General features: G+C 67.9%; 24 protein-coding genes and 1 other RNA gene. 14 read left to right on the top strand and 11 right to left on the bottom strand.

The annotated features are described in order from the left end of the window. Window positions 1–3: 3 nt before the first annotated feature. The 4 genes from ABDW61_RS07690 to dnaX form a co-directional block, all read right to left on the bottom strand. The gene (locus tag ABDW61_RS07690; RefSeq protein WP_343637827.1) at window positions 4–393 is read right to left on the bottom strand and encodes an MAPEG family protein; all 390 of its coding nucleotides are present in this window, start codon (window positions 391–393) and stop codon (window positions 4–6) included. A 76-nt stretch (window positions 394–469) separates the two neighbouring features. Further along, window positions 470–1,057, bottom strand: a complete 588-nt coding sequence (gene recR / locus ABDW61_RS07685; RefSeq protein ID WP_343637825.1) for a recombination mediator RecR — start codon at window positions 1,055–1,057, stop codon at window positions 470–472. 10 nt (window positions 1,058–1,067) lie between these two features. Further along, complete coding sequence (locus ABDW61_RS07680; RefSeq protein WP_091723332.1) at window positions 1,068–1,397, bottom strand: YbaB/EbfC family nucleoid-associated protein; 330 nt, start codon at window positions 1,395–1,397, stop codon at window positions 1,068–1,070. Between the two features lie 125 nt (window positions 1,398–1,522). Further along, window positions 1,523–3,784 (bottom strand): DNA polymerase III subunit gamma/tau, encoded by a 2,262-nt coding sequence (gene dnaX, locus ABDW61_RS07675; protein ID WP_343637823.1) that lies wholly within the window; start codon window positions 3,782–3,784, stop codon window positions 1,523–1,525. A gap of 107 nt (window positions 3,785–3,891) precedes the next feature. On the opposite strand from dnaX, the gene ABDW61_RS07670 reads away from it, so the two are divergent. Continuing rightward, window positions 3,892–5,022: an AIR synthase-related protein gene (locus ABDW61_RS07670; RefSeq protein WP_343637821.1), complete on the top strand. Its 1,131-nt coding sequence runs from the start codon at window positions 3,892–3,894 to the stop codon at window positions 5,020–5,022. Between the two features lie 82 nt (window positions 5,023–5,104). On the opposite strand, the gene ABDW61_RS07665 is transcribed toward ABDW61_RS07670, so the two are convergent. Both ABDW61_RS07665 and ABDW61_RS07660 read right to left on the bottom strand, forming a co-directional pair. Beyond that, a complete protein-coding gene (locus tag ABDW61_RS07665) occupies window positions 5,105–5,482 on the bottom strand; it encodes a HEPN domain-containing protein (RefSeq protein ID WP_343637819.1) in 378 nt (125 codons plus the stop codon). Window positions 5,483–5,485: 3 nt separating this feature from the next. Beyond that, window positions 5,486–6,013: a hypothetical protein gene (locus ABDW61_RS07660; RefSeq protein ID WP_343637816.1), complete on the bottom strand. Its 528-nt coding sequence runs from the start codon at window positions 6,011–6,013 to the stop codon at window positions 5,486–5,488. Window positions 6,014–6,211: 198 nt separating this feature from the next. Here ABDW61_RS07660 and ABDW61_RS07655 point away from each other — a divergent pair, with 198 nt between their 5' ends. Then, a complete protein-coding gene (locus tag ABDW61_RS07655) occupies window positions 6,212–6,589 on the top strand; it encodes a SirB2 family protein (protein WP_343637814.1) in 378 nt (125 codons plus the stop codon). Window positions 6,590–6,659: 70 nt separating this feature from the next. Continuing rightward, the gene (locus ABDW61_RS07650) at window positions 6,660–7,445 is read left to right on the top strand and encodes a methyltransferase domain-containing protein (RefSeq protein WP_343637812.1); all 786 of its coding nucleotides are present in this window, start codon (window positions 6,660–6,662) and stop codon (window positions 7,443–7,445) included. 35 nt (window positions 7,446–7,480) lie between these two features. Here ABDW61_RS07650 and ABDW61_RS07645 read toward each other — a convergent pair whose 3' ends face one another. Further along, on the bottom strand, window positions 7,481–7,903 hold the full coding sequence (locus ABDW61_RS07645; protein ID WP_343637810.1) for a hypothetical protein: 423 nt from the start codon (window positions 7,901–7,903) through the stop codon (window positions 7,481–7,483). A 281-nt stretch (window positions 7,904–8,184) separates the two neighbouring features. Between ABDW61_RS07645 and ffs the strand changes: the two genes are divergently transcribed. Next, an RNA gene (gene ffs, locus ABDW61_RS07640) (signal recognition particle sRNA small type) lies at window positions 8,185–8,282 on the top strand. 89 nt (window positions 8,283–8,371) lie between these two features. Here the strand turns inward: ffs and ABDW61_RS07635 are convergent. Further along, the gene (locus ABDW61_RS07635; protein WP_343637808.1) at window positions 8,372–8,644 is read right to left on the bottom strand and encodes a hypothetical protein; all 273 of its coding nucleotides are present in this window, start codon (window positions 8,642–8,644) and stop codon (window positions 8,372–8,374) included. 340 nt (window positions 8,645–8,984) lie between these two features. On the opposite strand from ABDW61_RS07635, the gene ABDW61_RS07630 reads away from it, so the two are divergent. Beyond that, window positions 8,985–9,449 (top strand): hypothetical protein, encoded by a 465-nt coding sequence (locus ABDW61_RS07630; protein WP_343637806.1) that lies wholly within the window; start codon window positions 8,985–8,987, stop codon window positions 9,447–9,449. After that, entirely contained in the window at window positions 9,446–9,670 is a 225-nt protein-coding gene (locus ABDW61_RS07625) for a hypothetical protein (protein WP_343637804.1), read from the top strand. Before ABDW61_RS07630 ends, ABDW61_RS07625 begins: the two co-directional genes overlap by 4 nt. 62 nt (window positions 9,671–9,732) lie before the next feature. Here ABDW61_RS07625 and ABDW61_RS07620 read toward each other — a convergent pair whose 3' ends face one another. Next, complete coding sequence (locus ABDW61_RS07620) at window positions 9,733–10,728, bottom strand: DUF4062 domain-containing protein (RefSeq protein WP_343637803.1); 996 nt, start codon at window positions 10,726–10,728, stop codon at window positions 9,733–9,735. A 761-nt stretch (window positions 10,729–11,489) separates the two neighbouring features. Between ABDW61_RS07620 and ABDW61_RS07615 the strand changes: the two genes are divergently transcribed. From ABDW61_RS07615 to ABDW61_RS07600, 4 genes are all read left to right on the top strand, one after another. Further along, window positions 11,490–11,918, top strand: a complete 429-nt coding sequence (locus ABDW61_RS07615; RefSeq protein WP_343637801.1) for a DUF1810 domain-containing protein — start codon at window positions 11,490–11,492, stop codon at window positions 11,916–11,918. Then, entirely contained in the window at window positions 11,908–12,738 is an 831-nt protein-coding gene (locus tag ABDW61_RS07610; RefSeq protein WP_343637799.1) for an AraC family transcriptional regulator, read from the top strand. The genes ABDW61_RS07615 and ABDW61_RS07610 overlap by 11 nt, the downstream gene beginning before the upstream one ends. Window positions 12,739–12,826: 88 nt before the next feature. Next, window positions 12,827–13,456, top strand: coding sequence for a LysE family translocator (locus ABDW61_RS07605; RefSeq protein WP_343637797.1), 630 nt, complete (start codon window positions 12,827–12,829; stop codon window positions 13,454–13,456). A gap of 96 nt (window positions 13,457–13,552) precedes the next feature. Then, window positions 13,553–13,918 carry a hypothetical protein gene (locus ABDW61_RS07600; RefSeq protein WP_343637795.1) on the top strand — a complete coding sequence of 122 codons (366 nt, stop codon included), beginning with the start codon at window positions 13,553–13,555 and terminating at the stop codon, window positions 13,916–13,918. A 30-nt stretch (window positions 13,919–13,948) separates the two neighbouring features. On the opposite strand, the gene ABDW61_RS07595 is transcribed toward ABDW61_RS07600, so the two are convergent. Then, entirely contained in the window at window positions 13,949–14,449 is a 501-nt protein-coding gene (locus ABDW61_RS07595) for a helix-turn-helix domain-containing protein (RefSeq protein WP_343637793.1), read from the bottom strand. Window positions 14,450–14,622: 173 nt separating this feature from the next. Between ABDW61_RS07595 and ABDW61_RS07590 the strand changes: the two genes are divergently transcribed. From ABDW61_RS07590 to ABDW61_RS07575, 4 genes are read left to right on the top strand one after another with little or no spacing between them, the layout of a single operon-like run. Then, window positions 14,623–15,801, top strand: coding sequence for an HlyD family secretion protein (locus ABDW61_RS07590; protein ID WP_343637791.1), 1,179 nt, complete (start codon window positions 14,623–14,625; stop codon window positions 15,799–15,801). 44 nt (window positions 15,802–15,845) lie between these two features. After that, on the top strand, window positions 15,846–17,441 hold the full coding sequence (locus ABDW61_RS07585; protein ID WP_343637965.1) for a DHA2 family efflux MFS transporter permease subunit: 1,596 nt from the start codon (window positions 15,846–15,848) through the stop codon (window positions 17,439–17,441). Window positions 17,442–17,490: 49 nt separating this feature from the next. Continuing rightward, complete coding sequence (locus ABDW61_RS07580) at window positions 17,491–19,035, top strand: efflux transporter outer membrane subunit (protein ID WP_343637789.1); 1,545 nt, start codon at window positions 17,491–17,493, stop codon at window positions 19,033–19,035. A gap of 11 nt (window positions 19,036–19,046) precedes the next feature. Beyond that, window positions 19,047–19,988 (top strand): DMT family transporter, encoded by a 942-nt coding sequence (locus ABDW61_RS07575; RefSeq protein WP_343637787.1) that lies wholly within the window; start codon window positions 19,047–19,049, stop codon window positions 19,986–19,988. On the opposite strand, the gene ABDW61_RS07570 is transcribed toward ABDW61_RS07575, so the two are convergent. Continuing rightward, the gene (locus ABDW61_RS07570) at window positions 19,989–20,453 is read right to left on the bottom strand and encodes a hypothetical protein (RefSeq protein WP_343637785.1); all 465 of its coding nucleotides are present in this window, start codon (window positions 20,451–20,453) and stop codon (window positions 19,989–19,991) included. Between the last annotated feature and the right edge of the window lie 140 nt (window positions 20,454–20,593).

Here is a 20,593-nt window from a genome sequence, read left to right as displayed (position 1 = left end):
GCTTCAGACGAAGAACAGCGCGATCGACAGCGCCATGCCGATGGCCCAGACCCCGCTGCGCAGGGTGGGCTGGTCGGCCACGTACAGCGCGATATAGATCAGCCGGGCGGCGATGAACGCCATCGCCAGCGCGTCGATGCGGCCCTGGTCGTGCTGCATCTGCTGCGCGGCCAGCACGCCGGCGATGAACAGCGGCAGCGCCTCGAAGCTGTTCGCCTGCGCCGCGTTGGCGCGCGCCTGCCAGCCCGTCTGCCGGCCAAGCCAGCCGCGCGGATCGTGGTTGTCGAAGCCGCCATCGCGGCGCCGCTTGCCGATCCCCTTGGACTTCGCCAGCCAGGCGCACAACAGCGGCAGCAGGCAGGCGACGATCAGGCAGGTGTTGGCGATGGTCATCGAAAGTCCTCCGCGGGCAGATTCATGCCGGCGCGCCGGCCGGCTTCGTCGATGTCGTCGGCGCGGCCCATTGCCCTCAGGTCGAGCGCCGGTCCACCAGCGCGTGCGCGATGGTGCCCAGGTCCACGTATTCGAGCTCACTGCCCACCGGCACGCCGCGCGCCAGCCGCGTGCTGCGCAGGCCGCGCGCGCGCAGCGCCTCGGCCAGCACATGCGCGGTCGCCTCGCCCTCGGCGGTGAAGCTGGTGGCGAGGATCACCTCCTCGACCTGCCCATCCGTGGCGCGCTCGAGCAGTTGCTCGACGCCGATCTCCCGCGTGGACACGCCGTCCAGCGGGCTGATACGCCCTTGCAGCACGAAGTAGAAGCCGAAGTACGAGGCCGTGCGCTCCATCGCCGCCTGGTCGGCCGGCGACTCCACGACGCACAGCAGCCGCGCGTCGCGGTGCCGGTCGGCGCAGATCGGACACAGCGGGGTCTCGCTGAAGGTGTGGCAGCGCTCGCAATGGCGCACGTTGCGCGCCGCGTCCTGCAGCGCGCGGGCCAGCGCGTCGGCGCCGGCGCGGTCGTGCTGCAGCAGGTGGTAGGCCATGCGCTGGGCCGACTTCTGGCCCACGCCGGGCAGGCGCCGCAAGGCCTCGATCAATTGGTCGAGCGCGGTCACCGTCGTCCGATCAGAACGGGAACTTCATGCCCGGGGGCAGCGGCATGCCGGCGGTCAGCTTGGACATCTTCTCGGAGCTGACCTGCTCGGCGCGGCGCACGGCGTCATTGAACGCGGCGGCGACGAGGTCCTCCAGCATGTCCTTGTCGTCCGCCAGCAGGCTGGGATCGATGGCGACGCGCTTGACGTCATGCTTGCAGGTCATCGTGACCTTCACCAGGCCGGCGCCGGACTGGCCTTCGACCTCGATGTTGCCGAGTTCGTCCTGCGCCTTCTTCAGGTTGTCCTGCATCGCTTGCGCCTGCTTCATCAGGCCGGCGAGTTGACCTTTCATCATGATCGTGATTCCTTGTTCAGAGATTCAAAAACCGCGGGGAAGTGCGACCCGGAGGTCGGTGCGATGGGCGCGATTGTCGCCGAGGGCGGGCGCGCGGTCCCGCCCGTCCGCGCCCGCGGTGGGGTTCGTCAGCAGGGCTTGATCGAGCCCGGCAGGATCCGCGCCGTCTTGAACTGCGCGAGCAGCTGCCGGACCTCGGGATCCTCCTGGATGATCGATTCGGCGCGCTGCTGGCGCAGCCGGGCCGCCATCGAGTCACGCAGCGCCGGCGAATCGGTGGCGCGGCCGGCTTCGATCTCGACCCGCACCGGCCTGCCGGACAGCGCCGTCAGCGCGGCCTGCAGCTTCTCCAGCAGGCCGGCCTGGCGCAGCGATTCGCGCTCGACACGGAAGCGCCAGCGCTGGGGCTCGGCGGATTCGTCGATCTCCAGGCACTCGGCCTGCAGCGCCAGCTCGCGCGTCAGCGCGTTCAGCCCCAGTTGCGGCGCGATCGCGTACCAGCGCTCGCCCAGCGGCGTGGGCACCAAGGTGACCTCTTCGGCAGCGGTCGAGACATAGATGCCGTCACCGGCGTTGTCGGGCACCGGATCGTCCATGTCCGGCATCGACATGCCGAGCGAGGCCTCCTCGTCCGACGGCGGCGGCACGTCCAGCCAGGGCGGCGGGCCGTCGTCATCGTGCGGGGGGGACAGGTCTTCCGGCTCTTCGCCGTCGGCATCGGCCTTCGCGGCCGCCGGCGGCGCCGCACGCGGACGCAACCGGTCGCTGAAGCGGGTCGCCGGGGCGCCCGCAGGGGCGGCGCGCAAGGGGCCGGACGGCGCCGGCGCGCGAGGCGCTTCCGACGCGGGAGCAACCATTGGCGCGGGAGCGGGGTCGGGTGCCGGCGCCGGCGCCGTGGCGATGGGTTCGGGCGCCGCTGCGACCGCCTGGGGCTGAGATTCCGGCTCGGGCGCAGGCGCCGGCTGAGGCGTCGGTTCGGGCGCCGTCTGAGGCGCCATCTGCGGCGTCGGTTCGGGCGCGAGCTCCGGCGGCGATGCGAGCTCGGGGACTGGCGCAGGCTCGGGCTCGGGCTCTGGTTCGGGTTCCGGCGCAACGGCTTCCGCCACGCGCGGCACGGCGGGCGCCGGCGCGGGAGCCGGCGTCGCCGGCGCGGGCGCCGGTTCCGCAAGAGCGGGCGGCGCCGCGCTCACGGGTGGACGAGAGACCGGCGCGGCGCTTGCCACCGGCGCTGGGGCGGGCGCGGTCCGCGTCGCGTTGCCTTCCGGCGCGGACGGCTGACGCGCGCCCTGCCCGTTCGGCCGGAACGCCATCATGCGCAGCAGGACCATGGTCAGGCCGGCGTACTCGTCCGGCGCCAGCGGCAGTTCCTGGCGGCCGTGCAGCGCCATGCTGTACATCAGCTGGATCTCGTCCGCGGGCAGTTGGCTCGCGAGCGGCAGCAGCTCGGCCAGGTCGGGATCGCCCGCGTCGAGCGCGCCCGGCGCCGCCTGCGCGACGGCCAGATGCTGCAGCGCGACGGCCAGGTCCTCCAGCGTGCCGCCGGCCGACAAGCCCATGTCGCGCAGCCGGTCCGACGCGGCGACCAGCGCGGCGCCATCGCCGGCGATCAGCGCGTTCAGGATGCCCAGCACATGGCCGCGATCGACGCTGCCCAGCATCTGGCGCACGCCGGCTTCCTTGAGTTCGCCCGAGCCGAAGGCGATCGCCTGATCGGTCAGCGACAGCGCGTCGCGCATCGAGCCGCGCGCCGCCCGTGCCAGCAGGCGCAGCGCGCCGGGCTCGTTGGGCACCTGCTCGTTGGCGAGGACGCGGGTCAGGTGCTCCAGCACCGTCTGCGGCGCCATCGGCCGCAGGTTGAACTGCAGGCAGCGCGACAGCACCGTCACCGGAACCTTCTGCGGATCGGTGGTCGCGAGAACGAACTTCAGATATTCGGGGGGCTCCTCCAGCGTCTTCAGCATCGCGTTGAAGGCGGTGTTCGAGAGCATGTGCACTTCGTCGATCATGTAGACCTTGAAGCGCCCGACGACCGGCTTGTAGACGGCCTGATCCAGCAGCTGGGAGATTTCCTCGACGCCGCGGTTGGAGGCGGCGTCGAGCTCGACGTAGTCGACGAAGCGGCCGGCGTCGATGTCGCGGCAGACGTCGCAGACATTGCAGGGATGAGCGGTGATGCCGCCGGTGCCGTCCGGGCCGATGCAGTTCAGCGACTTGGCCAGGATCCGCGACACCGAGGTCTTGCCGACGCCGCGGGTGCCGGTGAACAGATAGGCGTGATGCAGGCGCTGCTGCGTCAGCGCGTTGGCCAGGGCCTGCACGACGTGTTCCTGACCCATCAGCTCCTCGAACGTGCGGGAGCGGTATTTGCGTGCGAGGACCTGGTAACTCATGGCGGGGCATTCTACGGGGGCTGGCTCCGCCGCCGAGGCGGGCCGAAGGGCCCCCGCGTCCGGGTTTGTCAGGAGGGTCGGTTGGCGCTGACGGATAATCCGCGCCCATGAGCACCCATGCCCCGCACGATCCTTCCTCCGGCACGCTGAGCTATGAACAGGCCGGCGTCAATTACGACCTGATCGATCCGCTGAAGATCAGCGCCCAGCGCGCCGCGGCCGCCACGGCCGTCCACATGAGCGCGCATGGCTTCACCGAGGTGAAGGCGTCGCGGGGCGAATCGGCATACGTGGTGGATGTGGGGCCCTTCTACATCGCCTCGATCGTGGAATGCCTGGGGACCAAGACGCTGGTGGCCGACGAGATGGCGACGCTGACCGGCAAGAGCTACTACGACGGCATCGCGCAGGACACGATCGCGATGGCGGTGAACGACCTGATCACGGTGGGCGCGACGCCGCTGGTGGTGCAGGCCTACTGGGCCGCCGGCGGTTCGGACTGGTTTGGCGACGCGCAGCGCGCGCAGGCGCTGGTGGCGGGATGGAAGAAGGCCTGCGACGTGTGCCAGGTGGCCTGGGGTGGCGGCGAGACGCCGGCGCTGGCGGGCATCGTCGAGGGCGGCCGCATCGACCTGGCGGCGTCCTGCACCGGACTGATCAACCCGAAAGAAAGGCTGTCGGTGGGCGACAAGCTGGGCGCGGGCGACGCGATCGTGCTGCTGGCCTCGTCGGGCATCCACGCCAATGGCCTGAGTCTGGCGCGCAAGCTGACCGAGCGTCTGCCCCAGGGCTACCTGACCGAAGTCCAGCCGGGCCTGACCTACGGTGATGCGCTGCTGGCGCCGACGACGCTGTACTCGCCGGTGACCGAGGCGCTGTACAAGGCCGGCATCACGCCGCACTACTGCGCGAACATCACGGGCCACGGCTGGCGCAAGCTGCTGCGGCATCCCGGCAAGTTCACCTACCGCATCCACACGGTGCCGCCGGTGACGCCGGTGCTGAAGTTCATGCAGGAGCATGCGCAGCAGGACGACCGCGAGGCCTATTCGACGCTGAACATGGGCGCGGGTTTCGCGATCTTCGTGAAGGCCGATCAGGCGGCGAAGGTGGTGGAGATCGCCAAGTCCTGCGGCATCGAGGCCTGGGACGCCGGCCGTGTCGAGGACGGAGAGAAGCAGTTGCTGATCGAGCCGCTGAACATCCGATTCGGAGACGATGACCTGCAATTGCGCTGAGCGGGGCCGGGTCTTGAGGGAATGAAGGGCGCTATGGCGCCCTTCGTCGCATTGATCTCCGCGCGGCAGAGTGGATGAAGCATCAGCATGTCGCGGCTTGCCAATAGTCGAGTCGGCCGGCGAGCATCTTCAAAGCAGCCCTGACAAGCCTTGATCGCCGCATCGCTTCATCGCGCTCACGTCGAGTGAAGAAACGCCTGGTCGAATAGTCGGCCTCATTGCGACAGTCCCGCAGGAATCGAAGATCCTTGGCGATCTGTTTCTCTCCGAGGCTCATGTAATGCTGCAGCGTTCGTTGGTGGACGTCCGCACTCCTGTCTTCAATCTCCGCCAAGTCGCGCGCCAAGAGGAACACAGCGTAATAGGCGCGCGATACCGCGCTGCGGCGATTGCCTTCGCCCTCCCTCGTCACGAGATGCTCGGCGACCTCGAACGTTTCGTCCGGATTGAATTGGTGCATGGATCAGCTCCCCGCGGAACGAAACCGGTCCTCGAAAGCGCAATGCCGCACGTTCACGCTGACGTCTCCGAACAGCCGCTTGTATGCCGGGACCGAGAACCAGATGCGATCGATCGATCGCACTTCCGGAGACTCCAGGCCGTACTGCCCTTCCGCCGAGTAGCCCCAGAGGGTGAACGAGAGGCTCAGTTGAGCCAGCTCAGGGTCATTGCAGACACCCACGCTGAGTTGACGGCCTTGCGCGCATCGGATCACTTCCTGAGCGAAGCTGAGAACGTCCTCGCGGGACAGGGTCGGGTGCCGCTCCAGATACCAACCAACGATGTCATCCCAGTCTTCCGTTCCTTGCAACGCCTGCAGGTCGTACGGCCATTCATGCGGCGAGCACGGATTGAAGCAAGGATGAAACTTGTAAGGCGCCTGGGACTTGCTGTCGACCCGCACCCAGCGGTAGTGCGGCCACTCCGCCTCCCTGCCCGACGCGGCCAGCGTGCCGCTCGGCTTGCATTCCACTTGGTCAACCATCTTCACGACCTTTCGACTCACCGACCCACGTCGATGGAAGGCGCTCATTCTCGAAAGCGCGGCGCGTCTTGCCATGACTCAAAGTGGTTGGCGGCGGGGGGTTTGAAGTGGGCCCACTTTCGAGGGAGATCGCTGGGTCCGTGTGGCCCTGCCCCGCGTTCCCCGGATTGACATCCCCCGGCCGGGTGACGAAGCTCCGCGCTCATGGACTGGTTCTATGTCCCGATGGTCAAGATGCATGCGCTGCTCGCGTGGTGCAGCGTCGGGCTGTTCCTGGTGCGGGGCCTGGCGCATCAGTTCGGCGCGGTCTGGGTGATGGACGAGCGGTTGCGCACGCTCGTGTTCAGCAGCCATGTGCTGATCGTCGTCTCCGGGCTGAGCCTCTGGGGCGCCATGCACTACGACCCGCGCTACGAGCCCTGGATGACGGCGAAATTCATCGCGCTTGGCGCCTACTTCGCGCTCGGGCACTGGGGCATCGGACGCGGGGAGTTCCGCGTGATCGGCTATCTGCTGGCGCTGGTCGCGCTGGCCTATGTCGTGGCGGTGTCGATGACGCGCCAGGTCTTGCTCGGGCTCTGAGTCACCCGCGCGCACGCCACGCCCACATGGCCTTGACGCCGGCGAGCCATGCCAGGCGTAGCATGGACCGATGACCTCGCCCCGCCCCATCCACGACGCCGCGCAGCGCGGCTACACCAGCGCCTCGGACAGCTACCAGCGTGGCCGCCCGGAATACCCGGAGGCACTCGCCGGATGGTTGAGCGCGACGCTCGGTGTCCGCGAGGGCGCGCGCGTCGTCGACCTTGGCGCGGGCACCGGCAAGTTCACCAAGCTGCTGGCGCGCACGGGGGCGGCGATCACGGCGGTCGAGCCGGTTGACGCGATGCGGGCGCGGCTCGCGGAAAGCCTGCCTGACGTGCGGGCGCTCGGTGGCACGGCGGAGGCGATACCGCTGGAGGATGGTGCGGCGGACGTGGTCGTCTGCGCACAGGCCTTTCATTGGTTCGCGAACGCGCAAGCGCTGCGCGAGATGCATCGCGTGCTGCGGCCGGGCGGCGTGCTGGGGCTGGTGTGGAACGTGAGGGACGAGTCCCGCGACTGGGTCGCCGCGATCACCGAGATCATCACCCCCTATGAGGGTGATGCGCCGCGCTTCTACAAGGGGACGTGGAAGCAGCCTTTCGAGGGGCAGTCGCTGTTCGGGCCGCTGCGGCGGACGGTGCTGCCGCACAGCCACGTGGGGACTTTCGATCAGGTCGTGATCGACCGGATCCTGTCGGTGAGCTTCATCGCGTCGCTGCCGGAGGCGGAGCGGCACGTGGTCGCGGAACGGCTGCGCGCGCTGCGGGATCGTTTCGCCGAACTGAGAGCGCCGGCGATCGCCTTCCCTTACGCGACCGAGGCGTGGTTGTCGGAGCGGCTTGCGTCGGCGTGATGGCAAGCGGGACGAGCGCCCCGCTCGCGCGCGGATCAGCCGACCAGCTTCCAGCCCGATTGCCAGAGCTGACGGACGGCCGCGGCCAGGAGCGCGCGGCGCAGCTCGGCGGGACGCTCGCCGGGCCGCGCGGCGTGAGGGGCGCTGATCCATTGGGGGCCGACCTCGCGCGACACGCGCGCCTGGCCATGGCGATCGGCGCGCAGCAGCGCGAGGCGCCAGACGGCATTCAGGCGCTGGGCGTGAGCGTCGTCCGCGAGCGGGCCGATCCAGTCGTCGCCGTGCAGGCGATGGGCGGCCTTGAGCAGCTCGAGGTCGGAGGGGAAGCGGGAGAACTCGGCGACCGGCTCGCCCCAGGGATCGCGCAGGGTGCGCAGGGGCTGGGCGGGCGCGGTGGTGGCGCGAGCGGCGCGGCGGCGGGTCAGCAGCGAGTCGAACTGAGCCAGACGAGCGGACATGAAAAAACTCCGAGAGCCCACAGAGATCACCGGCGTTTGCCGGCCCGGGGGCAGTCGGAGCCGCAACGCTTTAGCCGCATTTGTGAATCGCCCGCAAGTAGTTGGTAAATCGGCGATGGACTTGGAGGGCTGGCCCTCGAAGCGTGGGGCGGATTTAACCACAAACGCGGACGGTGAGTCCACGGCGAGGCGGCGGTGTTCGCACGCGAGAGCGTGTGGAGATGTGAGCGAGGGGGAGGCTGGTCCGGAGGGCCTCGAAAGCTCGGCTAGAATCCGCCCCCGACGGGCCTCCTCGCATGGAAGCGCGGCCAACCGGGTCAGGTGGGGAACCAAGCAGCCCTAACCGTTGTGACCAGTGCCGAGGGTAAGGCTCGTCAACCTCATTCAAGTGAAAACCGCCGGGAGGCGGTTTTTTCGTTTGTGGAACCTGCGGCGAAAACTGCGTCCAGGCGGATTGCTCGCTTCCGTCTACGGCGTGATCACCGCAGCGACGAGCGCCACAACGATGGCCGCCGTGACGTAGACCACCGCTCCTCTCCCGACCGCCAAGCGTCCCAGCGCGACCGAGCCCGCCAGAGCCAGCGTCGTGACCGCCGCGACCAGGACGAGGCCGTACATGCCGACCAACGTGGGCGCTGCACATTCCTCATTGCATCGAGGCGTCCAGAACAACAGCAGCCAGCGCAGCCCGGCTGAGGAACTCGCCAGCATCGCGCAGGCGAGGAGCACGCGCTGAATCACTTGACCTCCCAGAACCATATCGTCTTCGCCTTGCCGACATCGGAAAACCCGGGCAGCCATGCTATGCCAAGGCCCAGTCAGCGAGTTGACGGTCGGCCATGACCGATGCCTGGGCAGCCTTGCTTTCGATCCTTCACGTATGGACGCGGAGTATCAGGCGTAGATCACATGCTGCACAACGACGCCCCGGCGATGCCATGAGTAGCTCGCGGGCGTCGCATCAACGAAATAGAGGCCCCTTCAAACGCCTCTCCGGCTTCGCCACGCGAAGGACTTAGGTCACTTCGGGAGCCGCGCCATCCCGCCCACACTGTTCCTTCAACCGTGCTGGGAGCAACAGATGAGCGTTACCACCTTGAAGGATGTGCTTCGTTCCTTAGGAGAGGATCACAACTACTTCGACGGCAAGGTGCCGGTGAATCTCTGGCGCGGCCTTCACGCCAAAAAGGGTGGCGGTCTGTTCGACCTCATTGAGGAAGTCGTTGTCTACTCGGCTGGCCGCATCCGCTCGCCTGACATCGACATCGTGAATCGTGGCGGCAGCAAGTGGGTCACCGTCGCGAAGAGCCCGAGAGGCATCAGCACCTTCGACAAGGCCGGCGTGCCGCCCGGAAAGGACTGGTCGTATTACCGCATTTCGGCTGGGACCGTGCTGCCGAACGGCCTGGCTATCGTGAAAGACAATTTCAACGCGCGATTGGGCTCCACCCACTACACCATCGCTCCAGCGCATGACATGCCGCTGGACCAGTTCAAGATGCTCTTGAACCAACTCGCTGTGAATGCCATCAAGGAAGCCGCATGATCACGATCCCGAATCCCTACGCGGCGCTGCTCATGACTGCTGTCCGCGACGCCGTTCTCTACCAAGAAGGTTTGCTTCGAAGCGAGACCATCCGCGACCGGTCCGAGCATGAGGAGCACTACGTCTACCTCACGCAGTTCTTCGAGTTCCTCAAGAAGGAATACCGGCAGAACGAGGGGGAAATCGGATTCCCATTAGACAAGCTGCTCCCGGGCGAATAAGTTTCTCAACCTACCATGCGGAGCCGTCCACTCGACCCGGGCAGGCCGTTGCAGCACGCGACCTAGAATGGAATCTCGTCCTCAATATTGGTTGCACTATTGTCAGACTTCTTTGTCTCCCTTCGCACCTGCACCAATTGATCGTTCCAATCGCCCGGCGCGCGCGGGATGAGTCGGCCATCGTCCTCGAATAATTGTCGACTGATCAGCAATGTTTGGATCTCAACCCTATTTCTAACCGGATACTCCTTAACAAACTCATAATATTCAGTCTCCATAGAAAAGAGCTCCTCCTCGAAGCTCTTTGCAGCCTCTAGCCATTCTTTCATTTCGGCAACATTGGAGAAGTAAATTCGATACTTATTTCGAAGCTTCTTACGAAGATCTTCGAAAATGGGGTGACTCGCGAAGAGAATCTCATTGATCGCTTTGTCACCCTTACCCTTCTCTTCGGTCAGAAACTGCACTAGCTGTCCGACCGTCTGAAGACTCCGCTGAAGCTCGTCTATCAGCGTTGCGTGGGACCGAATTGAGTTCTCCACAAGAAGTCTTTGAAATAGGCCCGCCCATTGTTCGCTAAGCATCGAGGTGATGTCGCTCGAAACCCCAAACTGGAATATGGGATTACCCTTTGGCAACGCATATATCTCCTCTAAAAATTCATGGATCTTTACATTATCCACAGCGGTGTACTTGATGCCAACCACGGACTTATTCGCGGCATAGTAGCGATGTTCGTGGTGGACGGACTCCTCCACAAAAATGTAGACCTGCTTACCTCTTTCGAGCGCCGTCTTTAGCTCCTTCTGGGTTATCGAGTACGGACCTTCTTTTGAAGTAGAGCCAAAGCGTCCGCCAATAATGCAAACGAGCATTTCGCAGGACTCAATCTCCCTATAAGCGTAAGTCTCAGGGGCATCGTCTTTTCCGTAAGAGACGTGACCGCGCTCATGACGCACGGGCTCAAAGCCCATGCTTCGAATAAAGCGATCTAGATCGTCTCGGACCGTGCGAAGGTCAAAGTAGGTAGAGCTAACAAAAATTCTTGGCTTTGCCATGGTGTCTCCCCAAACACCGGCAAAACGTTACCATTTCTTTCGGCAAGTGCCTAAGTGGTTTGCCTTACCGATTCGCCATGCTCACCCTAGCGTTCCAATCCGGCACCCCGGCCAGCATTGAGGCCCGCAGTTCTCGAGCCCGGGGGCCCTCGACCATGACGCCCGCCTTGTTCCTGTAGGAAACGCGGGTCTCGTCAGAGAACTCCTGGGTCTTGCCTGCGGCCAGTGCGGCCCGCGCCTTCTTGAACTGAGCGGGGTCACCGACCTGGTACGCGATATCGACCATCACGGCCCGTTGAGACGCCGTCATGCGCACCCAGAGGCCCGGGGCGGTTCACTTCCTCCACCCCGGACATTTCCCGTTCTTATCGCGAGGCCCTCACGGTCCTCCGCGCGAGCCGCAATCGCCGCTATTACCACCGCCTCCGCCTCCACGGCCACCGCGACTGCCGCCTCGCCCTCCACCGCCCCGGCGGCCTTTGGCTTCCGCCGATCCGATGCCGAGCGCGAGCAATCCGCCCAGCACGAGCAAACGCCGAGAAATGATCTGAGCCATATGGGCCTCCTCCCTTTGAAAACTTCAGTCTGGAAGAGTCGCGGCGTGGGGCGCATCGGAGGAACCCTCAAAGGCTTGCGGAGTTTCATCAATCCTGAGGAGAACCACCGCCATCAGGGGGATACCTCCCACCGAATGGGTTCCCTCCGATTCAGGCGTCCCCCTTGCTAGAGTCTCCGGAATCCCAGCCCCATCCGCGACCGCCATGCCGGCCCCCTTCGACCTCGACCGCTTCCTCACCGCCCAGTCCCCGCAGCTCGCCGACGTCCTCGACGAGCTCAAGCGCGGTCGCAAGGTCAGCCACTGGATGTGGTACTTCTTCCCGCAGCTCCGCGGCCTGGGCCTCAGCAGCACGGCCCAGTTCTACGGCGTCGAATCCCTCGATGAAGCCGTCGCCTATCTGGCCCACCCCGTCCTCGGCCCGCGTCTTCGCGAATGCGTGACGCTGATGACCTCGCACCGCACCCGATCCGCCGAACAGATCCTCGGCCACGTCGACGCCATGAAGTTCCGCTCCTCGCTGACGCTCTTCGCGCGAGCCTCCGGCAACGACGCCCTCTTCCTCGACGCCCTCGAGCGCTTCTACGATGGCCAGCCCGATCCACGCACGCTGGAACTCCTCGATGGCCGCTGACTCCGCCCCTCGCGGCGCCGCCTTCACCCGCCTCCCCTGCCCGCTTCCCGGCGTCGACATCGTCCGCGCCGACACCGCGCGCGCCTTCTCCCGTCACATCCACGACGAGTTCGGCATCGGCCTGATCGATCGCGGCGCGCAGAAGTCCGCCAGCGGCCGCGGCATCGTCGAAGCCGGTCCGGGCGACCTCATCACCGTCAACCCGGGCGAGGTCCACGACGGCCTGCCCATCGGCGATCACGGCCGCGCCTGGCGAATGCTCTACCTCTCGCCGGAGCTCGTGCTGAACCTCCTGGCCGACATCGCCGAAGACCATCCCGGCCTCGATGTCGAGTTCCACCACCCCACCCTCCACGACACCCGCATCGCCGCCCGCTTCGAGGCGCTCTTCCGCGCGACGGCCTCAGCCCCCGCCGCCTCGACCGACACGCTGGGCGTCGACTCGGCGCTCCTGCTGTTGCTCCAAAGCCTGCTCCATCCCCGCGCGCCAGCGCCGACCGCGATCCCTTCCGGCATCGCCGCCGCTCGCGCCCGTCTCGATGACGACCTCGCCTCCCCGGTGAGCCTCGCCGACCTCGCCCGCGAAGCCGGCCTGAGCCGCTTCCAGTTCCTGCGCACCTTCACCCGCGCGACCGGCCTGCCGCCGCATGCCTATCTCGTCCAGCGCCGCCTTCAGCGCGCGCGCCGCCTCATCGGCCTGGGCACCCCGCTCGCCGAGGCCGCCGCCGCCAGCGGCTTCTGCGACCAGAGCCACCTCACGCGCCACTTCGTCCGCTGCTTCGGCATCCCGCCCGGCGTCTACGCGGCCGCCCTGCGCTGAGCCTCCCGGCCCTGCAATTTCGTCCAAGACGCGCCGCCCCTCGCGCCACGACCATGACCTCTCCGCAACCACCGCATCGAGGTCCGCCGTGCCCTTCGCCTCCCTCGCCAACCCCGAGTTCCTGATCACCTCGCTGATCGTCGTCGCCTCGCCGGGCACCGGCGCGCTGGTGACGCTCGCCGCCGGCCTGTCCAGCGGCGCACGCGCCTCGCTGATCGCCGCCTTCGGCTGCACGCTCGGCATCGTCCCGCACATGCTGGCCGCCATCACCGGCCTGGCCGCGCTGCTGCACGCCAGCGCCGTCGCCTTCGACGCCGTCAAGTACGCCGGCGTCGCCTACCTGCTCTACATGGCCTGGATGTCGCTCCAGGAGCGCGGCGCCCTCGCCATCGACGCCACGAGCCCGCCTCGCACCGCGCGCGAGATCGTCGTCCACGCGGTGCTCGTGAACCTGCTCAACCCCAAGCTCTCGATCTTCTTCCTGGCTTTCCTGCCGCAGTTCATCGCCCGCGACGAGCCGCGTCCAACCCACCTGATGGTCGAGCTCTCCCTCGTCTTCATGGCGATGACCTTCGCCGTCTTCGCGGTCTACGGCGTCTTCGCCGCCGCAGTGCGCGACTGCGTACTCGCGCGGCCGCGCGTGCTCCAGTGGATGCGCCGCGGATTCGCCGCCGCCTTCGTCGGCCTAGGCGCGAAGCTGGCGCTCGTGCAGCGCTGAGACGTCGAGGTCCTTTGGCCCTTCCACTCTCGGACACCGGATACCTCCCGGTATCAAATCTGCGAAGATCCGGCGCACCTAACGAGGGAGAACCTGATGAGTATTCGACGCGACGGCGCAAACCTCTGCCTAGCCAAATCCATTCTCTTCACCGCCGTTGCCGCGGCTGCAATAGGCGGTCCCACACAACTGATTGCCCAGACAACGCCACAGTTCACTGAGACCGACAAGGGGATCAAGTTGATCGCCGCTCAAGGCACGGACTACTACGTAAATTTCCACGAGCCATTCGCACAGCAATGCATCTGGGACGTTGCGTACATCACGAGCGACAAAAAGGGGTTGTACGCCACCTTGATGGCCGCGTACCTATCCGGCAAACGCGTTCACAAGATCACCTACACGCAGCCCGGCGGCAATGGTTCCAAGTGCAACTTGGACCAAGTCGAACTCGCGAACTGACAGTGCCTGCGACGCCTTCGCGCTCCACGTTCATTCGTCCGCCTCGTCCTTCACTTCCCCATCGAAGTCAAACAGCTCGACGCGCCGCGGCGCGGCCGAGCGGCGCTCCACCTTGTGCTGCGGCCCGATCGCCTTGCCCGTGCGGGCATCGATCAGTTGCAGCTCCACCGGCTCGCCGGTCTCCGTGTCGATGAGCCGCATCGGCTTGCCCTTCAGCGCCGCGTGCCGGTTGCCCCAATTCAGCATCGTCAGCATCACCGGCCGGAAATCGCGCCCCTTGGGCGTCAGCACGTACTCGAAGCGCGGCGGCTTTTCGCTGTAGGGCCGCTTCTCCAGCAGGCCCCGGTCCACCAGCTCCGCCAGCCGCCGCGTCAGCGTGTTGGACGCAATGCCGAGCTCGCTCACGAACTCGTCGAAGCGGTGATGCCCGTAGAACACCTCGCGCAGGATCAGCACGCTCCAGCTGTCGCCCAGCATGTCGGCCGTGCGCGCCACCGGGCAGGCCATCTCCTCAAAACTCGTGCGGCGCATCGGCGGCCTCCTTGGGTTGCCCCGCGATTCTCTCTGACTTCCATCATGGAAGTCAGTTGACGAATCTGGAATGGTGCATTCCGCCGCCAGTCACTTCCATCATGAAAGTGACGTTCCTATAGTCCGCTCCATCACCCGCCGCCCCGGCGGGCCCTCGATGCCGGAGCTCCGCCATGACCGCCCCTTCCCCCGACTCCACCGCCACGGCCGCTTCCCCGGCACCCGTTCCTTCCGTTCCTTCCGCTCCTTCCATCCCTCCCGCTTCCTCCGCCGGCTCGCGCAAGCCGTTCGGCCGCACCGCGCTGTCGTGGGCCGCGCTGACCGCCGCCGTGCTCGCGGCCGGGGCCTATGGCGCCCACTGGTGGACCACCGGCCGCTTCCATGAAGAGACCGACGACGCCTACGTCGGCGGCGACGTCACCGTGGTCGGCGCGAAGGTCGGCGGCTACATCGCGGAGCTGCCGGTCACCGACAACCAGTTCGTGCGCGCCGGCGAGCTGCTGGCCCGCATCGACGCGCGCGACTACGACGCCGCGCTGCAGCGCGCCACCGGCGCCGTCCAGGCGCAGGAGGCCGCCATCGCCAACCTCGCCGCGAGCGCCGCGCTGCAGCAGGCGGTGATCGCCAAGGCCAGCGCCGGCGTCGCTGCCGCCTCCGCCGAGGAACAGCGCGCCCGCGACGACTTCGCGCGCCATCAGGACCTGGTGCGGCGCTCGGCCGTCTCGGTCGAGAGCAGCCAGCGCGCCGAGGCCGCCTTCAAGACCGCGCAGGCCGGCTCCGCCCGCGCCCGTGCCGAGCAACTCGCCGCGGAGCGCCAGCTCGACGTCATCGCGACGCAGAAGCGCCAGGCCCAGGCCGCGCTCGATCAGGCCCGCGCCGAGCGCGAACTCGCGCGTCTCAACGTCGGCTACACCGAACTGCGCGCGCCGCGCGACGGCTACATCGGCAACCGCAAGGCGCGGCTGGGCACCTACGTCGGCGTCGGCACGCCGCTGATGTCGGTCGTCCCCGCGCAGGGCCTCTGGGTCGATGCCAACTTCAAGGAAGACCAGCTCGCCCGCATGCAGGCCGGACAGCCCGTGCGCATCCGCGCCGACGCCTGGCCCGGCGTCGTGATGCACGGACGGCTCGGCAGCCTGGCGCCCGCGACGGGCGCGCAGTTCAGCGTGCTGCCGGCCGAGAACGCCACCGGCAACTTCACCAAGATCGTCCAGCGCGTGCCGGTGCGCATCCAGCTCGACGCCGCGGATGACCGCCTCGGCCGGCTGCGCCCCGGACTGTCCGTCGTGGTCGAGGTCGACACCGCCGCCGGCAGCGCCGCCCCCGCCACCAAGACCGCGAGCCTGCCATGAGCGCCGCGCCCGCCGCCTCCGTGTCCTCGCCGGCGCCAGCATCGATGCCGCAACGCGCGCGTCCCGCCTTCTGGTCCAACGACGTCATCCCCGTCGCCCAGCTGAGCACGCGCGACAAGGTGCTCGCCTTCGCGACCATGTGCATCGGCATGTTCATCGCGCTGCTGGACATCCAGATCGTCTCGGCCTCGCTGCGCGACATTGGCGGCGGCCTCTCCGCCGGCGCCGACGACACGACCTGGGTCCAGACCAGCTACCTGATCGCCGAGATCATCGTCATCCCGCTGTCGGGCTGGCTCGCCAGCGTGATGTCCACGCGCTGGCTGTTCGCCGCCTCGGCGCTGGGCTTCACGCTGACCAGCCTGCTGTGCGGCCTGGCCTGGAACATCCAGAGCATGATCGCCTTCCGCGCGCTGCAGGGCTTCCTCGGCGGCTCCATGATCCCGATGGTCTTCACCACCGCCTTCATGTACTTCGACGGGAAGCAGCGCGTCATCGCCGCGGCCACCATCGGCGCCATCGCCTCGCTGGCGCCGACGCTCGGACCGGTGGTCGGCGGCTGGATCACCGACATGCTGTCGTGGCAGTGGCTCTTCTACATCAACCTGCTGCCCGGCCTCGTGGTCACCGTCGTCGTGCCGCTGATGGTGCGCGTGGACAAGCCCGACCTCTCGCTGCTCAAGGGCGCCGACTACCTGTCGATGGCGCTGCTCGCGGTGTTCCTGGGCTGCCTCGAGTACACGCTCGAGGAAGGCCCGCGCTGGAACTGGTTCGGCGACACGACCATCGCCATCACCGCCTGGACCGCCGCGCTGAGCGGCATCGCCTTCATCGCGCGCAGCCTGACCGTCGCGCGGCCCATCGTGGACCTGCGCGCGCTCAAGGACCGCAACTTCGCGCTCGGCAGCCTGTTCTCGTTCATCACCGGCATCGGCATCTTCGCCACCATCTACCTCACGCCGCTGTTCCTCGGCCGCGTGCGCGGCTACGGCGCGCTGGACATCGGCCTGGCCGTGTTCTCGACCGGCGTGTTCCAGGTGATGAGCATCCCGCTCTATGCCTTCCTCGCCAGCCGCTTCGATCTGCGCTGGATCCTCTTCGCGGGTCTGGCGCTGTTCGCGCTCTCGATGTGGGAGTTCATGCCGATCACGCACGACTGGGGCGCGCATCAGCTGCTGCTGCCGCAGGCGCTGCGCGGCATGGCGCAGCAGCTCAGCGTGCCGCCGGTGGTGACGCTGGCGCTCGGCGCGCTGCCGCCGGCGCGGCTCAAGCTGGCCTCGGGGCTGTTCAACCTGATGCGCAACCTGGGCGGCGCCATCGGCATCGCGGCCTGCGCGACGGTGCTCAACGATCGCACCAACCTGCACTTCCAGCGCCTGGCCGAGCGCCTGCATGACGGCAACGAGGCGATGAGCGGCTTCCTCGCGTCCGCCGGCGCGCCGCTGTCCTCGCTGCCTTCTGGCGAAGCGGCCACCGCGGCGCTGCGCCAGCTCTGGTCCCTGACCTACCGCGAGGCGCTGACGATGACCTTCTCCGACGCCTTCCTGCTCGTGATGGTCTGCTTCGTCGCGGCACTGCTGTTCGTGCCGCTGCTGCGCAGGATCACGCCGCCATCCGCCCCTTCCGCCGATGCCCATTGAGCTTGCACGCCCTCCCCTCGCTTCGCGCCGCACTTCCTGGAGTTCCACCATGACGCTCCCGCTGTCCTCCGCTGTCCGCCTGCCACGGCGCGCCGCTTCGCTGAATCTGGCGCTCAGCGCCATGCTGGCGGCTGCGCTTGCCGCTTGCGCGCCGATGACCGATCCGGCCGGCCGCCCGCGCGCGCTCGACGAGCAATTCGCCGGCCAGGCGCTGATCGCGCAGCGCCAGACCGGCGACTCGCCCGCAGTACTCGCCGCCTGGTGGCAAGGCTTCGACGATCCGGCATTGAGCGCCATCGTCCAGCGCGCGCTCGACCAGAACCTGGACCTCGCCATCGCGCTGGCCCGCACCGAACAGGCGCGCGCCGCGGCACAGGGCGCCGGCGCGAATCGCCTGCCGCAGGGCCTGCTGCAAGGCCAGTTGCTGCATCAGCGCCAATCGCTGAAGAGCCCCGAAGGCAAGCTCGCACACGGCTTTCCCGGTTACGAGCGCGAGCAGACGCTGCAGACGCTCGGCATCGGCGCGAGCTGGGAAGCGGATCTGGCCGGCGGCCTGCGCCAGGGCGAGACAGCCGCCATCGCCGAATGGCAGGCCGCCGAGGCGGCGCGCATGGGCGCGCGCGTGACCGTCGCGGCCGAAGCCGCCGATGCCTACTTCCGCGTGCGCGGCGCGCAGGCTCGCATCGCCGTCGCCGAGGCGCATCTGCGCAACCAGTCCCAGTTGCTGCGGCTGATCGAGGACCGCTTCAACGGCGGCCTGGCGGCGCAGCGCGAAGTCGCGGAGGCCCAGGCGCTGCAGCTTCAGGCGCGCGGCACGCTGGCACCGCTGCGCACCGAGCTGTCGCAGCAGTTGCATCGGCTGGACGTGTTGATGGGCGAGCAGGCCGGCACCTACGCGGCGAAGCTGATCGCGGACACACCCGAGGCGCCGCGCGCCGCCGCGCCTGCCGAACCGGGCGTCACGCGTTCGTCCCCCTACCTCGTGCCGTCGCTGCCCGCGGACCTCACCCCCGCGGCGCTGATGCGCCGCCGCCCCGATGTCATCGCCGCGGAGCGTCAGCTCGACGCGAGCCAGGCGCGCATCGACGTCGCCACGGCCGAGTACTACCCGCGCCTGACGCTCGGCGGCGTGCTCGGCGCATCGAGCCTGAATGGCGGGCTGCTGTCGGCGGCGGCTTTCCAGCCACAGGCGCTGCTCGGGCTGCACTGGCGTCTGTTCGACTTCGGCCGCGTCGACGCCGAAGTCGCTCAGGCCCATGGCGCGCGCGCCGAGTCGCTCGCGCAAGTGCGCCTGCGCATGCTGCGTGCCACCGAGGACGTCGAAAACGCGATCGTCAGCCTCTCCGAGCTGGAGCAGCAGCGCGGCGATCTCACGCAGGAAGTCCGCGCGCATCAGCTCGCGCGCGACGCGGCGGAGGATGCCTACAAGGGCGGCGCCGCCAGCCTGATCGAGGTGCTGCAGGAAGACCGGCTGCTGCTCGGCGCGCGCGACCAGCTGGCGCAGCTCGACGCGGCCCACGCACGCGCGGCAGTCGCCGCCTTCCGGGCGTTTGGCGGCGGCTGGGACGCGCCGGCCCCCATCGCGGCTCGGTAGCATCGGGGCCCATGAGCCCGCCCTCCGCATCGCCCTCGCCTTCGCCTTCGACCACGCCAGCCACGCCCGGCGCCGCGCGCGCCCATTCGATCCAGGAGCTGCTGCCGCTGCTCTTCGTCGCCGTGTGGAGCACCGGCTTCATCGGCGCCAAGTTCGGCCTGCCCGACGCCGAGCCGCTGACCTTCCTCGCCTGGCGCTATGCCGCGGTGATCGCGCTGATGCTGCCGGTGGTCCTGCTGCTGCGCGCGCCCTGGCCGCGCTCGCCCGCCGCCTTCGGCCACATCGCGGTCACGGGGCTGCTGGTCCACGGCGTGTACCTCGGCGGCGTGTTCACCGCGATCGGCCATGGTCTGCCGGCGGGCATCACCGCGCTGGTCGTCGGCCTGCAGCCGCTGGTGACCGCGCTCGGCGCGCGCGCCTTCCTCGGCGAGCGCATCCAGCCGATGCAATGGCTGGGCCTGGCGCTGGGCTTCGCGGGGGTGGGACTGGTCGTCGCGCAGAAGGTCGCAGCCGTCCCGGGCGGCGCCCTCGCCGCGATGCTGGCGCCCGCGGTGATCGCGCTCATCGGCATTACCGCCGGCACGCTCTACCAGAAGAAGTTCTGCCCTTCCTTCGACCTGCGCACCGGCTCGGTCATCCAGTTCGTGCCCAGCCTCGTGGTCACCGGCGCGATCGCCGCGATGACCGAGACGATGCGCGTGCACTGGACCGGCCAGTTCGTCTTCGCGCTGGCCTGGCTGGTGCTCGTGCTGTCGCTGGGCGCGGTCAGCCTGCTCAACCTGCTGATCCGCCGCGGCAGCGCGGTCAATGTCGCCAGCCTCTTCTACCTGACGCCGCCGGCCACCGCGCTGATCGCCTGGGCGCTGTTCGGCGAGACGCTGACCGCTCCGGCCATGGCGGGCATGGCGCTGGTGGCGGTCGGCGTCTGGCTGGCGCGGCGGACGGCGCGCTGATCAGTTGCGGTCGGCGCGCGCCGGCAGCGTGCTGTCGCGGTTGGCGTTGTCGCTATTCATCGACGAATCGCTCGGCGTGCCGTTGTTCATCGAAGACGAGTTGTCCTGCGGCATCGGCGCGACTGGCGTGCGGACGTTGGGATCCTGCCGCTGCTCGGTGGTGGTGTTGTTGCCGTTGTATTGGCTGCTGGTCGCGGGCTGCGTGTTCTGCATGTCCTGCGTACCCTGCGTGCCGGCGGGCTGGCCCGTGCCCGGATTGGCCGCGGGCGTCGCGCTGGTCGAGCTGTTGGTCCGCGGCGGGTTGTTCTGGTTGTTGTTGTTGGACAGCGGATCGTTGGTCTGATCGCGCGCGCCCACCGAGCCCGAGCTGCCGCCCTGCCCGCCGCTTTGGGCATGCAGGAAGCCGACGCCGGAAGCCAGTGCAATCGCCATCGCCACGGTGGTGATCTTGGAACGGGGGTTCATGAGGATCTCCTGAAAGCTGAGGATTGAGGTCGTGCCGGGAGCGGCCGCGGGTCGCGTCGCATCGCATCGCGTCACGCCGAGCGGATCGCCCTGCGAAAGACTACGGGCAAACCCGATACCCGCGCTGCGTCTCGCCTTGG

Origin of the sequence: Roseateles sp., assembly GCF_039595595.1 — a bacterium.
In the GTDB taxonomy this organism is placed as follows: Bacteria; Pseudomonadota; Gammaproteobacteria; order Burkholderiales; family Burkholderiaceae_C; genus Roseateles.
This window is presented reverse-complemented; position numbering and strand designations above follow the sequence as displayed.